This is a genomic window from Oceanisphaera sediminis (assembly GCF_039539745.1).
GTDB lineage: Bacteria > Pseudomonadota > Gammaproteobacteria > Enterobacterales > Aeromonadaceae > Oceanimonas > Oceanimonas sediminis.
In genome coordinates this window covers 24,349-38,903 of sequence record NZ_BAABDS010000012.1, presented here as the reverse complement: position 1 = coordinate 38,903, position 14,555 = coordinate 24,349, and the positions used below count along the sequence as shown (strand labels likewise).

The 14,555-nt window shown below is 59.9% G+C and carries 11 protein-coding genes; 7 read left to right on the top strand and 4 right to left on the bottom strand.

Annotation, left to right across the window (positions count from 1 at the left end; translation table 11 throughout):
* Positions 1 to 2,656: formate dehydrogenase subunit alpha (gene fdhF, locus ABD827_RS05450; RefSeq protein ID WP_344963093.1), on the top strand; the 2,656-nt coding region annotated here is incomplete at its 5' end.
* A 696-nt stretch (positions 2,657 to 3,352) separates the two neighbouring features.
* Here fdhF and ABD827_RS05445 read toward each other — a convergent pair.
* A complete protein-coding gene (locus tag ABD827_RS05445; protein WP_344963091.1) occupies positions 3,353 to 4,459 on the bottom strand; it encodes an FAD-binding oxidoreductase in 1,107 nt (368 codons plus the stop codon).
* Between the two features lie 297 nt (positions 4,460 to 4,756).
* Between ABD827_RS05445 and ABD827_RS05440 the strand changes: the two genes are divergently transcribed.
* The 4 genes from ABD827_RS05440 to ABD827_RS05425 all read left to right on the top strand — a co-directional run bounded on the left by ABD827_RS05440 (position 4,757) and on the right by ABD827_RS05425 (position 9,030).
* Positions 4,757 to 6,043, top strand: coding sequence for an aromatic ring-hydroxylating oxygenase subunit alpha (locus ABD827_RS05440; protein WP_344963088.1), 1,287 nt, complete (start codon positions 4,757 to 4,759; stop codon positions 6,041 to 6,043).
* A 76-nt stretch (positions 6,044 to 6,119) separates the two neighbouring features.
* A complete protein-coding gene (gene dctP, locus ABD827_RS05435) occupies positions 6,120 to 7,127 on the top strand; it encodes a TRAP transporter substrate-binding protein DctP (protein ID WP_344963086.1) in 1,008 nt (335 codons plus the stop codon).
* A gap of 69 nt (positions 7,128 to 7,196) precedes the next feature.
* Positions 7,197 to 7,730 carry a TRAP transporter small permease gene (locus ABD827_RS05430; protein ID WP_344963084.1) on the top strand — a complete coding sequence of 178 codons (534 nt, stop codon included), beginning with the start codon at positions 7,197 to 7,199 and terminating at the stop codon, positions 7,728 to 7,730.
* A gap of 13 nt (positions 7,731 to 7,743) precedes the next feature.
* Complete coding sequence (locus tag ABD827_RS05425) at positions 7,744 to 9,030, top strand: TRAP transporter large permease (RefSeq protein WP_344963082.1); 1,287 nt, start codon at positions 7,744 to 7,746, stop codon at positions 9,028 to 9,030.
* 146 nt (positions 9,031 to 9,176) lie between these two features.
* Here ABD827_RS05425 and ABD827_RS05420 read toward each other — a convergent pair whose 3' ends face one another.
* From ABD827_RS05420 to ABD827_RS05410, 3 genes are all read right to left on the bottom strand, one after another.
* The gene (locus tag ABD827_RS05420) at positions 9,177 to 9,407 is read right to left on the bottom strand and encodes a hypothetical protein (protein ID WP_344963080.1); all 231 of its coding nucleotides are present in this window, start codon (positions 9,405 to 9,407) and stop codon (positions 9,177 to 9,179) included.
* Positions 9,408 to 9,705: 298 nt separating this feature from the next.
* Positions 9,706 to 11,652: an acetoacetate--CoA ligase gene (locus tag ABD827_RS05415; protein ID WP_344963078.1), complete on the bottom strand. Its 1,947-nt coding sequence runs from the start codon at positions 11,650 to 11,652 to the stop codon at positions 9,706 to 9,708.
* A 138-nt stretch (positions 11,653 to 11,790) separates the two neighbouring features.
* Entirely contained in the window at positions 11,791 to 12,273 is a 483-nt protein-coding gene (locus ABD827_RS05410; protein WP_344963076.1) for a thioesterase family protein, read from the bottom strand.
* A gap of 187 nt (positions 12,274 to 12,460) precedes the next feature.
* Between ABD827_RS05410 and ABD827_RS05405 the strand changes: the two genes are divergently transcribed.
* Both ABD827_RS05405 and ABD827_RS05400 read left to right on the top strand, forming a co-directional pair.
* A complete protein-coding gene (locus ABD827_RS05405) occupies positions 12,461 to 13,417 on the top strand; it encodes a GlxA family transcriptional regulator (protein ID WP_344963074.1) in 957 nt (318 codons plus the stop codon).
* 232 nt (positions 13,418 to 13,649) lie between these two features.
* Entirely contained in the window at positions 13,650 to 14,540 is an 891-nt protein-coding gene (locus tag ABD827_RS05400; RefSeq protein ID WP_298717642.1) for a beta-keto acid cleavage family enzyme, read from the top strand.
* Positions 14,541 to 14,555 lie beyond the last annotated feature (15 nt).

Below are 14,555 nucleotides of genomic sequence, written 5' to 3'. Positions count from 1 at the left end.
GGAAATCGAAGGGCGGCGCGGTTATCCCGCCTCCTGCACCACGCCGGTCGAGCCGGGCATGGTGGTACGCAGTCAGACCCAGGCCCTGGCCAAACTGCGTCGTAACGTGATGGAGTTGTATATCTCCGATCACCCCCTCGACTGCCTGACCTGCCCGGCCAACGGCGACTGCGAGCTGCAGGACATGGCGGGTGCCGTGGGCCTGCGCGAGGTGCGCTACGGCTTCGACGGCGAAAATCATCTGGATGCGGTCAAGGACGAGAGCAACCCCTATTTCAGCTTCGACCCCAGCAAGTGCATCGCCTGCTCTCGCTGCGTGCGGGCCTGTGGCGAGGTACAGGGCACCTTCGCCCTGACCATCGAAGGCCGGGGCTTCGACTCCAAGGTGTCTGCCGGCAAGAACACCAGTTTCGTTGAATCGGACTGTGTCTCCTGCGGTGCCTGTGTGCAGGCCTGCCCGACCTCGACCCTGATGGAAGAGTCGGTGATCGAGCAGGGCCAGCCCGAGCACAGCGTGATCACCACCTGCGCCTACTGTGGCGTGGGCTGTTCGTTCAAGGCGGAAATGAAAGGCGACAAGGTGATCCGCATGACCCCCTGGAAGGGCGGCAGCGCCAACCATGGTCATTCCTGCGTCAAGGGCCGCTTCGCCTTCGGCTATGCCACCCACAAGGACCGGCTGACCAAGCCGATGATCCGGGCGTCCATCGACGAGCCCTGGAACGAAGTCAGCTGGGAGGAGGCCATCGCCTTTTCTGCTCGCCGTTTGCGCGAGGTGCAGGACAAGCACGGACGCAAGAGCGTGGGCGGCATCACCTCGTCCCGCTGTACCAACGAAGAAACCTATCTGGTGCAGAAGCTGATCCGTGCGGCGCTGGGCAACAACAACACCGACACCTGTGCCCGGGTCTGCCACAGCCCCACCGGTTATGGCCTCAAGATGACCCTGGGCGAGTCGGCGGGCACCCAGGATTTCGATTCGGTGATGGAAGCCGACTGCATCATGGTGATTGGTGCCAACCCCACCGACGCCCACCCGGTGTTCGGCTCCATGATGCGCAAACGCCTGCGCGAAGGCGCCAGCCTGATCGTGGCCGACCCGCGTGAAATCGATTTGCTGGACACGCCCCATGCGGGGGAAGGCATTCACCTGCCAATCCGCCCCGGCACCAACGTGGCGCTGATCAACGCCCTGGCCCACGTTATCGTCACCGAAGGGCTGGAAGACGAAGCCTTTATCGCCGAGCGCTGCGATCCGGAAGAGTACCGCGCCTGGCGCGCCTTTGTGGCCGAGCCGCGTCATACTCCCGAGCTGATGGCAGACGTGATCGGCGTACCGGCCGAGACCATCCGCCGGGCCGCGCGCCAGTACGCCACCGCCGGCAACGGCGCCATCTATTACGGCCTGGGCGTGACCGAGCACAGCCAGGGCTCGACCATGGTCATGGGCATCGCCAATCTGGCCATGGCCACCGGCAACATCGGCCGGCCCGGGGTCGGGGTCAACCCGTTGCGGGGCCAGAACAACGTGCAGGGTTCCTGCGACATGGGCTCCTTCCCGCACGAGCTGCCGGGCTATCAGCCGGTCAACAACGATCAGATCCGCCACCGGTTCGAGGCAACCTGGGGCGTCAGCCTGGACGCCGAGCCGGGGCTGCGCATTCCGCACATGTTCGATGCCGCCATTGCCGGCGAATTCAAGGCCATGTATGTGCAGGGGGAGGACATCGCCCAGTCGGATCCCAACACCCATCATGTGGAGGCGGCGCTGCGCTCGCTGGAGCTGCTGATCGTGCAGGATCTCTTCCTCAACGAGACCGCCAAGTTCGCCCATGTGATCCTGCCCGGCTCCACCTTTCTGGAGAAAAACGGCACCTTCACCAACGCCGAGCGCCGCATCAACCGGGTGCGCAAAGTGATGCCGCCGCTGGCCGGCAAGGAAGACTGGGAAGTGACCATGGCGCTGGCCAATGCCCTCGGCTACTCCATGCATTACGATCATCCTTCCGAGATCATGGATGAAATTGCCGGCCTGACGCCCTCGTTTGCCCATGTCAGCTATGACAAGCTGGAAGAGCTGGGCAGCATTCAGTGGCCCTGCAACGACGAGCATCCCGACGGCATGCCCATCATGCACGGCGACAGCTTCCCCATCGGCCTGGGACGTATGGTGGTGACCGAGTTCATTCCCACCACCGAGAAGGTATCGGAAAGCTACCCCTTGCTGCTGACCACGGGGCGTATTCTCAGCCAGTACAACGTGGGCGCCCAGACCCGGCGCACCGACAACAACGTCTGGCACAGCGAGGACGTGCTGGAAATCCATCCGCATGACGCCGAGTTGCGGCAAATTGCGGACGGCCAGCCGGTGACCATCGCCAGTCGCACCGGCAAGACGGTGCTCAAGGCCAGGTTGAGCAAGCGCATGCAGCCGGGCGTGGTGTATACCACCTTCCACTTTCCGCACAGCGGCGCCAACGTGATCACCACCGACAACTCCGACTGGGCCACCAACTGCCCGGAATACAAGGTGACGGCGGTGCAGGTGCTGGGCACGAACGCCAATGCCCTGTCGGACTGGCAGCAGAAGTTCTATGCCTTTACCCGCGAGCAGCTGGACTACCTTGAAACCGGTCATCAGGAGGGCAATCGGTAAGTTTCCGCGTTAATCCGAACGAACCTTGAAACACGGGGCGCCTGTCTGACAGGCGCCCCTTTTTTCTATCATCATTCCCGCGGTTTTTTATCGTCATTCCCGCGAGTCCTTCCTCGTCGTTCCCGCGAAGGCGGGAACCCAGAGCATGTGGCACTGAACCGTCATACTGGGCGTTGTTTGCCGGGCGCACTGGACCCCGGCCTTCGCGAGGGTGACAGCAACAGTGCGTCATTCCCGCGAGCTTCCCCATTGTCATTCCCGCATTTTTTACCGTCGTTCCCGCGAAGGCGGGAACCCAGAGCATGTGACGCTGAACCGTCATACTGGGCGTTGTTTGCCGGGCGCACTGGACCCCCGCCTTCGCGAGGGTGACAGCAACAGTGCGTCATTCCCGCGAGCTTCCCCATTGTCATTCCCGCATTTTTTTACCGTCGTTCCCGCGAAGGCGGGAACCCAGAGCATGTGGCACTGAACTGTCATACTGGGTATTGTTTGCCGGGCGCACTGGACCCCCGCCTTCGCGAGGGTGACGTTCCTTCGCGGTAATGACGGCGCTTGTCAACCCGAGGCATCACCCTGCAACCCACCGGGCCGGGCCCATAAAAAAGCTGGCCTGGGCATACCGCCCAGACCAGCAAAGTGGACCGACCTTCATTCACTCAAACTCAATAACTCAAGATGCCCGTCAAAGCCGGGTCAGAACGCCACTTCCACATTGCCCTGGGGCACGCTGCAGCAGCTCAGTACATAACCGTCGGCGATGTCTTCATCGGTGATGCCGCCGTTGTGATCCATGGTGACGTCGCCTTTCACCACCTGCACCTTGCAGGTGCCGCATATCCCCATGCCGCAGGCCTTGGGAATGTGCAGACCCACCTGGGCGGCGGCGCTGTGCAGGGTTTCGCCCGGCATTATGTCTACCTGCAGATCGCTGTCCTGGAAAGACACCGTCAGCCGGTCTTCGGTACGCTCCAGCTCCTCGGCCAGCTCGACCGCATCTCGGGCCTGCTCTTCAACGCCTTCGGCCACGTCTACCGGCGTCGCACCGAAGCTTTCCTCGTGGTAGTGCTCCATCGGGAAGCCGCTGTTCTGAAGCAGGGTGCGTACCGCCCGCATATAGGGGTTGGGGCCGCAGCAGAAGATTTCCCGCTCCATGTAGTCCGGGGCGATTAGGGCGAGCATGGAGCCGTTCAGATAACCCTTGAAGCCGCTCCAGGTTTCGCCGATGTCGGTACGCTCACAGATCAGGCTGAGGTGGATGTTGTTCAGCCGGGAGTCCATGTGCTGCAGCTCCCGGTAGAACACCAGATCCTTGGGCGTGCGGGCACTGTGCACGAAGTGGATGTCCACGTCGGCATTGGTGTCGAACCACCAGCGGGCCATGGACATCACCGGGGTGATGCCGACGCCGCCGGAGAGCAGCAGCACCTTGTCGTTGGGAAAGTCGATGCAGTTGAAGTTGCCGACCGGACCATGCACCGCCAGCGCATCTCCTTCATTCAGGTTGTCGTGCAGCCAGTTGGAGACCTCGCCGCCGGGCACCCGTTTGACGGTAATGGAGAAGCTGTAGGGCACGGAAGGAGAAGAGGCAATGGTGTAGCTGCGCATCACCGTCTGTCCTTCGATTTCCAGCTCCAGGGTAACGAACTGACCGGGCTTGAAGAAGAACAGCAGGGGGCTTTCTGCGGTAAAGCAGAAGGTTCTGACGTCCCAGGTTTCCTGTATGACCCGGACACATCGTACCGGATGGCGCCCGTTGCTCCACGTCTGGGTATTGATGGGTGAGATAAAATCCTGATTCATCGCCGTTCTCCGTCTGGGCTAGGGAGCCAATTTCTGATTGTCCTTAATAACGGCATTCTTGTGCACTTTGGCCGTTGGCGGTTGCTCAAAAACGACATGCAGTTATCTGCCAGCCCCGCTTTTGATCATGAGCAGGTATCTATTGGACGGGCGGGAGAGGGGAGGTCGGAAATCATCTGCAGACGGGTCGTTTTCAGACAACCGGCTCGGCATGACCTTGGTGACAATGAGGTCAAGGTTCCAGCTCTGGTGGCAGGGACACACGGCTCAATTTCAACAGCAAAGGAAGCAGCACACATGGAGCAGATCAACACCGCATTGTTAGGCACAGCCCCCGGCCTGGGTGATGCAGTGCAGATGTTGCAGCAGCGTCGTCCCGGCTATTCACTCCCGCAGGCGTTTTACAATAGCCCCGACGTCTTTGCTGCCGACATGGAGCAGATCTACGGCAAGGAATGGCTCTATGTCGGCCTGACCTGCGAGATCCCCAAGGAAGGTAATTTCATAACCCTGGAGGTGGGTAACAATCCCATTACCATAGTGCGCAACAAGCAGGGGGTTCAGGCGTTTCACAATGTCTGTCGCCACCGGGGATCACGTCTCTGTACCTCGAAGAAAGGCAAGGTCGCCAAGCTGGTCTGCCCTTACCACCAGTGGACCTACGAACTGGATGGCAACCTGCTGTATGCCGGCAATGACATGGGAGAGAACTTCAACAAGGCCGAGTTTCCGCTGAAGAAGGTGCACACCAGGACCGGTGGCGGTTATATCTTCATCAGCCTGGCCGACAACCCGCCCGAGATAGATGACTTTCTGGCCGAGCTGGAGCGTTACCTCGAACCCTACGATCTGGAAAATGCCAAGGTGGCGGTACAGTCCGAAATCGTCGAAGACGCCAACTGGAAGCTGGTGATCGAGAACAACCGCGAATGTTACCACTGCAACGGCTCTCATCCCGAGTTGCTCAATACCCTGCTGGAATTTGACGACACCACGGATCCTCGTGCCACCGACAGCTTCAAGGCTCATGTGGCGCGTATGGGCGAGCAGTGGGATGCGGAGAAGATTCCCCATCACCATGTGTCGTTCGGACTGCGCAACCGCATGGTGCGCATGCCGCTGGCCGAAGGCAAGGTGGCCATGACCATAGACGGCAGCCATGCCTGCGAGAAGACCCTGGGTCGGGTCAAGAACCGGGAGCTGGGCTCGCTGCGTATTCTGCACCTGCCCAATTCCTGGAACCATGGCCAGAGCGATCATCTGGTTACCTTTCAGGTGGTGCCCATGGGCCCGCAGAAGACCAAGGTGATCACCAAGTGGGTGGTACACAAGGATGCGGTAGAAGGGGTCGACTACGACGTGGAAAAACTGCGCCGGGTATGGGATGCCACCAATGCCCAGGACAGAACCCTGGCCGAAGAAAACCAGCGGGGTATCAACTCCATGGCCTACGAGCCCGGCCCTTATTCAGCGACCTATGAATTCGGGGTGGTGAACTTCATCGACTGGTATGCGGATACCTTTATCGGCCACGCCACCGGTCACGCCGGCAGTCAGACCCTGGCCATTGACCTGCCGGAATAAGTCAACGTCATCCTCGCAGCGTGGGAGCCAGAGGCTCTCCGCTGCAAGCTTTGTTCAATATCGGGAAGGAAACCAAATGAAAACGATCGGACGCAATGTTAAAACCTTGCTGGCTTCCGCCATCACTGCCGCCTGTCTGTTCACTACCAGTGTCCAGGCTCTTACCCTGAAACTGGCAACCGACTCCGGTACTCAGGGCTCGCCGGCCGGAGACGCCCTGAAAAAATGGGGCGAGCTGATCGAGCAGAAATCCGGCGGCGACATCGAAGCCCGCGTCTACTACCAGAATGAACTGGGCGGTCAGCAGGAGGTATTTGATCTGCATGTGGCCGGCGACGTGGATGTGATGCTGAACTGGCCGATGACCTCTTACGACAAGCGGATTGGCGTGATTTACACCCCCTACATGACCCTGTCCTGGGATGAAGCGCTCAAGGCCTACAGCCCGGGCGGCTGGGTCAACAACATGCTGGGCGGTGTTTACCAGGATATCGGCCTGAAGTTCTTCGGTCCCTGGCCGGAAGGGTTCAACGGCGTGGGGTCGCGCGGCAAGTATGCGTTGAATATCGCCGACGCAGACGGTCTCAAGGTGCGCACCATGACCGTGTTTCCGGCACCCCAGACCATGCAGGCGCTGGGTTACCAGACCGCAGCCATCGACTGGGGCGAAGTCTACACCGCGCTGCAGACCGGCGTCGTCGATGGTGAGGCCGGCAACGTGATCTACTGGGACTACGAGTACTTCCGTGACTCCCTCGACTATTTCGTGCAGACCAAACACTTTTTCATGACCGGCGTGTTGTCGATGAATCAGGAGGTCTGGGAAAGCATGACCGAAGCGCAGCAGAAAGTGGTCAGCGAAGCGGCCATCGAAATCATGAACGAGCAGTTCAAGGCCGCCAGGGAGCAGGATGAGTACTACATCAAAAAGGCCCAGGAAGCCGGCATGAAGTATTTCGAGCCCAGCGCCGAGCAACTCGGCGAGTTTGCCAAGGCCGCACGCGAGCAGGTCTGGCCCATGATGGACAAGGAGATCGGTTCCGAGATCATGGACACCATTCGCAGCAACGCCTCTCCGCTCTAAGCGGACAGGCATATCGTTTCAACATGACCGGCCCGCATTGCGGGCCGGTCTGCTCAGAGGCTGAAAAAGATGATCGGTAGAGTCTTTTACACGCTGGATCGCCGTATCGGGTGGTTACTGGAAGCGGCCGCTTTCATGTCCAGTATGCTGGTGGTCGGGCTGATGCTGTTTCTGGTACTGGCGCGCTATGTGTTTGGCTGGTCCATCGTCGGACTGCTGGAGCTGATCATGCTGTTCGGGATGTGGCTCTACATGCTCGGCGCGCTGATCGCCAGCCGCCACAACGAGCACCTCGTTGTGGATTTCGTCGAGCTGCAGATGTCGGATCATCGACTCAAGTTGATGCACAAGGCACTGGTCTCGCTGATCACCTTCGTGATTTGTCTGTTCTTTGTGGTGCTGGCGTACCGCATGCTGGCCTGGGGACTGAAACGTCCGCAGTCGACTCCCGGCATGGGCATACCGCTCTGGCTGCCACAGGCATCGATCATGCTGGCGGCCGTGGGCTGCAGCTGTTATTCGCTGCGTGATCTGCTCTGTGCCGTCACCGGTATTCTGCATTCGGGATCCGGCGCCCGGCAGCTCAAGGAAGGGGAGTACTGACATGGAAGGTTTTATGGCTATCGGGCTACTGTTGCTGCTGATGATCGTCGGCGTACCTGTGGCCTGGTCGTTTGCCGGCGTGCTGGCATATCTGGTTTACATTTATGATGCCAACCTGAATACGATGATGTTGCAGGGCTACCGCTCGGTGGACTCGGTGATTCTGATCGCTCTGCCGCTGTTTGTGCTTACCGGCTACCTGATGCAAAGCGGCGGTATCGCCCGTCGACTGGTCGACTTCATCGAGGTGATGATCGGTAAGCGCCGTGGCGGCATGGGGGCGTCGATGATCATGGCCTCGGGCATCTTCGGTGCCATCGCCGGTACGGCTACCGCCGCCGTCGCGTCTATCGGCACCATCATGATCGATCCGCTGGAAAAACGCGGCTACCCGCGCAGTTACTCGGCGGCGCTGCTCGGGATCTCGTCGTTGCTCGGCATCCTTATCCCGCCGTCGATTACCATGATCCTGTTCGCGGTGGTCACACGCCAATCGGTCGCCGCCTGTTTTGCCGCCTCGGTGGGGCCGGCCATCTTGCTTATTCTGGGGTTGATCGCCGTCAATCGTTTCGGCGCCGGGCGCTTCTTTCACGAGCTGAGCAGTGCGGCCGGGGACGGTCTCGACCAACTGCCGAGCAAGGGCAGGGCGGCGATCAAGGCATTTCCGGCCCTGTCGCTGCCGATCATCATTCTCGGCGGCATTTACGGCGGCGTGTTTACACCAACCGAAGCGGCGGCGGTGGCCGCCTTTTCGGCGATGTTGATCGGCTTCTTTATTTATCGTGACCTGAACTTCAGAAGCTTCGCCCGCAGTGTGGTGGCGGCGGCGGAAACCACCGGCACCGTGATCCTGATCCTGCTGTTCAGTTTCATGATTGGCCGTATTCTGGCGTCGGAGCGGATTCCGCAGGACCTGACCCTGCTGGTCAGCACCCTGATCGAGAATCCCCTGCTGATCCTGATTGCGGTGAATCTGTTTCTGATCCTCGCCGGCATGATCATGGATGACGTATCGGTCACCGTGGTGGTGGCGCCGCTGTTTCTGCCGTTGATGGTTGATACCGGCATTCATCCGGTACATTTTGCCTCGATCGTGGCCTGCTCGGTGGTGATTGGCGCGAACAGCCCGCCGGTGGCGCCGATTCTGTATATGGCGTGCCGCATTGGCAAGGTGTCGATTCACAAAACGGTCAAGCCCGCACTCGCGCTGATGGCGTTTGTTGCCCTGCCGGTGATGATCATCACGACCTTTGTGCCGGAAGTATCGCTGTTTCTGCCGCGGCTGCTCGGCTTCGTCTGAGCTCTATTTATGGTGGAGTCGTCATTTCTGGGGCGCCGAAGGCGCCCCTTTTTTTACTTGCAATGTGATTGCTAATGATGAGGAATCGACTCGTGGCGTACGAGTCAGTATCACCAGAACAGAGATCCTGCCAGTGAGACCGGATATCAATCCGTGAGACATGCCAGTAATACTCTCTGTACCTCGGGATGCAGCAGTTCCCGTTTGGCCAGCAGCGATGCCAGCCGTTCCTGCCATCGCTCCCGCTCCGATCCCGCCAGCGCCTCGTTCAACCGGTCGGTACACTCCGCCAGCGTCAGCCGTGTCGCCTCGGCTATCCCCCACGCCTGTAGCTGGGCACGAAAGTCGTCCTGGTCCATCAGTTCGCTGATCATCATGGTTCTGTCCTCTTCAAATTATTTTGCCATAGCCTATGCAGCGGGCTTCCGTCCGGCAATAGGTCATAGCCGGTCAGGTCGCATTCAGGACAGTCGGCGTCAGCGGTACATTAATCCCCTGTTCCGGCTCTGTAATACCAATCCCAGACGGTGCCTACAGGCAACGCCGGAGCTTCAAGGAGGGCGAAGGAATTGATATCGCAGTCAAAAAGATAGAATGTTTAATGTGATTGGCATAACCCGAAAATAACAGCCGCCGGCCTGTTGTGCAGTCAGGCGGCTGTTGCTGGTATGTTCCTCAGCAGGTCAGTTGCGGCAAATCCCGGTACAAGGCCAGCGCCTCGGGGTTCGCCAGTGCATCCAGGTTTTTCACCTGCTGTCCTTCGACGGTACTGCGAATCGCCAGCTCTACCAGTTTTCCGGTGCGGGTTCGGGGGATATCCGCCACCTGGATAATCTTGCTCGGCACATGCCGCGGTGTGGTATTGCTGCGAATGGTCTGGCGAATCTCCTGTTCCAGTGCCGTATCGAGGCGGTAACCGGGTTTGAGCACCACAAACAACACCACCCGTACATCATCCTGCCAGCTCTGGCCGATGGCGACGGCTTCCTGCACCGCGGCGACCTTTTCGACCTGACGGTAAATCTCTGCGGTGCCGATGCGAACCCCACCCGGATTGAGCACCGCATCGGAGCGGCCGTGAATCACCACGCCGCCACTGGGGGTCAGCTCGGCATAGTCGCCATGGGCCCAGACATTGTCGAAGGTGCTGAAATAGGCATCGTGGTACTTGTGGCCGTCGCTGTCGTTCCAGAAGCCGATGGGCATGGCCGGAAAGGGCCGGCTACAGATCAGCTCGCCCTTGCCGCTGGCCACCGGCCGGCCGTCGTCCCAAATTTCAACCGCCATTCCGAGCCCCCGACACTGCAGCTCACCGGCACGCACCGGCAGAATCGGGCAGCCCAGGGCAAAGCACGACAGTATGTCGGTGCCGCCCGAGATTGACGACAGGCAGAGATCGCGTTTGACCTCCCGATAGACATATTCAAAGCTCTCGTGGGTCAGTGCCGAGCCGGTGGACAGTATGGTTCTGAGCGCGTCCAGCCGGTGGCTGGTCCCCGGTCGAATACCGGCCTTTTCCTGGGCGGCGATATATTTGGCGCCGGTGCCGAAGACGGTGACCTTTTCCTGCTCTACGATATCCCATAGCACCTCTGCCGTGGGGGCAAAGGGGGAGCCGTCAAACAGCACCAGGGTGGCGCCGGTGGCCAGGCCACTGAGCATCCAGTTCCACATCATCCAGCCACAGGTGGTGTAATAGAACAGCGTATCCTCGCGTTTGAGATCGGTATGCAGCTGATGCTCCTTGAGGTGCTGCAGCAGGCTGCCGCCAACGCCATGGACGATACACTTGGGTACGCCGGTGGTACCGGAGGAGTAGAGGATACAAAGCGGGCTGTCGAAAGCCACCTGGGTAAATTCGAGGGTCGTTGCCGCCGGGTCGATAAAGTCATCGAGCAGCACGGCGCCGGGCACCGGGCTCAGATCCGGAGTGGTGTCGAGGTAGGGCATCACCACCAGCCGGCAAGGCTCGGGCAAGTGCGGCAGCACCTGCGCCAGGCGCTCCAGCGAGTTGAAGGTCTTGCCGTTGTAGAGGTAGCCGTCGGTAGTGAAGAGTACCTTGGGCGCGGTCTGACCGAAGCGATCCAGCACCCCTTGAAGACCAAAATCGGGCGAACAGGCGGTCCAGACGGCACCAAGGCTGGCGGTGGCCAGCATGGCAACGACGGTATCGATGACGTTTGGTACAAAGCCTGCCACGCGATCGCCCTCGACCACCCCGACCCGGCGCAAGCCCGCCGCTACCTGGGCCACTCGCCGGTAAAGCTCGGCATAACTCAGGCTGTCGCGCCGACCGGCCTCGTTACGAAACACCAGTGCCGGACGCTCGTCACGAAAACGCAGCAGGTTTTCGGCGTAGTTCAGCCGAGCCTCGGGAAACCAGCGTGCGCCAGGCATCCGTTCGCCATCGACCAGCACCCGTTCGCCGCGTTCGCTCGCCTTTACCTCGGTAAAATCCCAGATCAGTGACCAGAAGTCTTCCGGCCGTTCTATCGACCAGCGATAGAGCGCATCGTAGCGGTCGACATGCATGCCGGCCCGCTCGCCGGCCTGTCGCATGAATCGATGCAGGTTGCTGCGCTCGATTTGCATGGCATCAGGTTGCCACAGAATTCTGTTCATCGTTACCGCTCCTCGTCGTGTCCTTGTGAGAGTGAGTCATGGGTACAGCTCACGCGATGTCGCCAGCCGGTTGATTGCTGGTTTTATTGGGTTTTTCAATGCGTGTTTCGGTTAAGTCAAACCGCGAGAGTCTCTGGTTCAGCTGCGCGGCCGTGTCAGGGCGATGCTGCGCCCGGCCAGTGCCGGCCAGTCCTGGTTGCCCTGGCGTTGTTGCAGGGTTGCGACCCGGTCTGCGGTGTCGGGCAGCATGGGCGCGGCCCGGTGGGCCGACATGTCCATGTGCAGCAACAGGGTTTCCATCGCCGCCAGCTCCATGCCGCTGTCGCCGTGGCGCATGGTAAAAAAGACCCGCAGCTTTTTGGCATCGCTTTCGAGCAGCCGGGCATCTACCTGCAAGGGTTCGCCCAGACTCACTTCCCGCAAATAGTGCACCATGCTCTGCAACGTATAGACAGATACCTGATATTCGGCGCGAAACGCCTCGTCCAGGCCAATCTGCACCATGAATTCATCGATGGCCTTGCTGAACACCAGCACATAACAGGCGTCATTCATGTGACCGTTATAATCGATCCATTCGGGCAGGACAGGCCCGTCAAATACCTTGAGTTCAGTTGCCATGTTCAGTCTCTTGTGAAGATTGCGCCAATGTACCTTTTGGACAATACTAACCCTCCTTTCCCGAAGAATTTGCCTGAATCCGCCTATTATTAGCCCTGAATATGAACGGAATAAGAGTGTGGGAGAGGCGTCGCGGATTGCAGACCAACACCTGAAACAACCGTACATCCAAGGACCGAGTGAACCCATGTTTGGAGATCGTCCCCACCGTTACCCTCAAGTCATTGGTTTTTTGCTGGTACCCGGCTTCTCGCTGTTCGGCCTGACGGCCATGCTGGATCCGTTGCGCCACGCCAACCAAAGCAGCAACCGCGAACTGTATCGCTGGCAACTGATCTCGGAGCAGGGCGGGGCGGTGCGCAGCAGCGACAACCTGGACATCATGAGTGACACCGGCATCCGTGATCTTTCGGTGTGCGAAACACTGATTATCTGTTCCGGCTACGATCCCCATGCCCAAATTACCCCCGGTTTGCTGGGGTTTATTCGCAAGCAGGCCAGCCACGGCGCCGATATTGGCTGTCAGGACACCGGCGCCTATATTGCCGCCGCCGCCGGCATACTGGACGGCTACAGTGCCACTCTGCACTGGGAGAATCTGCAGAGCACCGCAGAGGCGTTTCCCCGGGTCGATTTGGTACAGGAACTGCTGGTGGTGGATCGAGGTCGCTTCTCGTGCCCTGGCGCCCTGTCGGGACTCGACATGATGCTTTATCTGATCGGTACCCAGCACGGTAATGGCCTGGCGACCACGGTGTCGGACAAGCTGATCTATACCCACAAGCGGGCCCACAGCGATCCCCAGCGTATTTCTTTGCAGAAGCGCCTGGACAGCCGCAACCCCCGTCTGGTCGAAGCCGTGCAGTTGATGGAACGCAACCTTGAGGAGCCGCTGCGCATCAGAGAAATGGCCGCTCAGCTACAGCTATCCGAGCGGGAGCTCGAGCGCCTGTTCCGCCATTATCTGCAGCAGACCCCCAGCGCCTACTATCGCAACCTGCGTCTGGACCAGGCCCGCTGGATGCTGCAGCAAACCAGCCAGAGTGTCACCGATATCTCTGTCGCCTGCGGCTTTGCCTCCCTGTCTCATTTCACCCGCAGCTACCAGCAGCGCTTCCACAAAAATCCCAGCCGGGAGCGCTGAGCCGCATCCGCCAACATTTTCAATGCCTGCTGTAACACCGCTGGCGCAAACGAATATCCCTTGTTCATTTGCGACACCGGTCGAACATGTTCGTATTTTGTAAAAAATGAATCGCATACAGGCAAAAGACTCCTGCCGATACGCGTAACTTTAATGACCAGCCGGATGCACCGGGCGGTCTTGCCACTGCCTCCCGGCTCGACAACACAAAACACCAGGAGTCAGAATCGCCATGAATCAGGACGTCATCATCACCTGCGCCGTTACCGGTGCTGCCGATACCGCCAACCGCAGCCCGCACGTGCCGGTTACCCCGAAAGAGATTGCCGATGCCGCCATCGAGGCCTGGAATGCCGGTGCCGCCATTGCCCACATGCATGTGCGCGATCCCGAAACCAAACAGTGTTCCCGCCGCCTGGATCTGTACGCCGAAGTCTGCGAGCGTCTGCGCGCCGCCGACTGCGACGTCATCATCAACCTGACCGCCGGCATGGGGGGCGACCTCTATATCGGCCCCGAGGAAAACCCCACCGCCTTCTGCCCGGAAACCGACCTGGTCGGCGGCCTCGAACGCCTGGTGCATATCGAAGAGCTCAAACCCGAGATCTGTACCCTGGACTGCGGTTCGGTCAATTTCGGTGACAGCAACCTGGTGTATATCTCGACGCCGGACATGCTGCGCAAGGCGGCGGCCCGCATCCAGCAGCTGGACGTTACGGTCGAGCTGGAAATTTTCGACACCGGCAACCTCTGGTTCGCGCTGCAGATGATGAAAGAAGGGCTACTCGACGACAACGCCATGTTCCAGCTCTGTCAGGGCATTCCCTGGGGCACACCGCCGGAGCTGAGCCTGCTCAAGGGCATGGTCGACATGCTGCCGGCCAACACCAACTGGACCGCCTTTGCCTTGGGCCGCAACCAGTTGCCCTGGGCGGCACAGTCAGCCCTGCTCGGCGGCCATATTCGCGTCGGCCTCGAAGACAATCTGTATCTGGGCAAGGGCCGGTTCGCCACCAACGGCCAGCTGGTCGAGCGCGCCGTCAATATCGTCGAAAACATGGGATCTCGGGTGCTCAGCCCCAGCGAAGCCCGCCAGAAACTGCGTCTGCGTGGCACTCAGTAACGCCCGTTGTAACGA

Coding starts and splice junctions, on each gene's coding strand:
- ABD827_RS05430 (WP_344963084.1), top strand. CDS start 7,197: ATGATCGGTAGAGTCTTTTACACGCTGGATCGCCGTATCGGGTGGTTA.
- ABD827_RS05425 (WP_344963082.1), top strand. CDS start 7,744: ATGGCTATCGGGCTACTGTTGCTGCTGATGATCGTCGGCGTACCTGTG.
- ABD827_RS05400 (WP_298717642.1), top strand. CDS start 13,650: ATGAATCAGGACGTCATCATCACCTGCGCCGTTACCGGTGCTGCCGAT.
- ABD827_RS05445 (WP_344963091.1), bottom strand. CDS start 4,459: ATGAATCAGGATTTTATCTCACCCATCAATACCCAGACGTGGAGCAAC.
- ABD827_RS05410 (WP_344963076.1), bottom strand. CDS start 12,273: ATGGCAACTGAACTCAAGGTATTTGACGGGCCTGTCCTGCCCGAATGG.
- ABD827_RS05405 (WP_344963074.1), top strand. CDS start 12,461: ATGTTTGGAGATCGTCCCCACCGTTACCCTCAAGTCATTGGTTTTTTG.
- ABD827_RS05420 (WP_344963080.1), bottom strand. CDS start 9,407: ATGATGATCAGCGAACTGATGGACCAGGACGACTTTCGTGCCCAGCTA.
- dctP (WP_344963086.1), top strand. CDS start 6,120: ATGAAAACGATCGGACGCAATGTTAAAACCTTGCTGGCTTCCGCCATC.
- ABD827_RS05440 (WP_344963088.1), top strand. CDS start 4,757: ATGGAGCAGATCAACACCGCATTGTTAGGCACAGCCCCCGGCCTGGGT.
- ABD827_RS05415 (WP_344963078.1), bottom strand. CDS start 11,652: ATGAACAGAATTCTGTGGCAACCTGATGCCATGCAAATCGAGCGCAGC.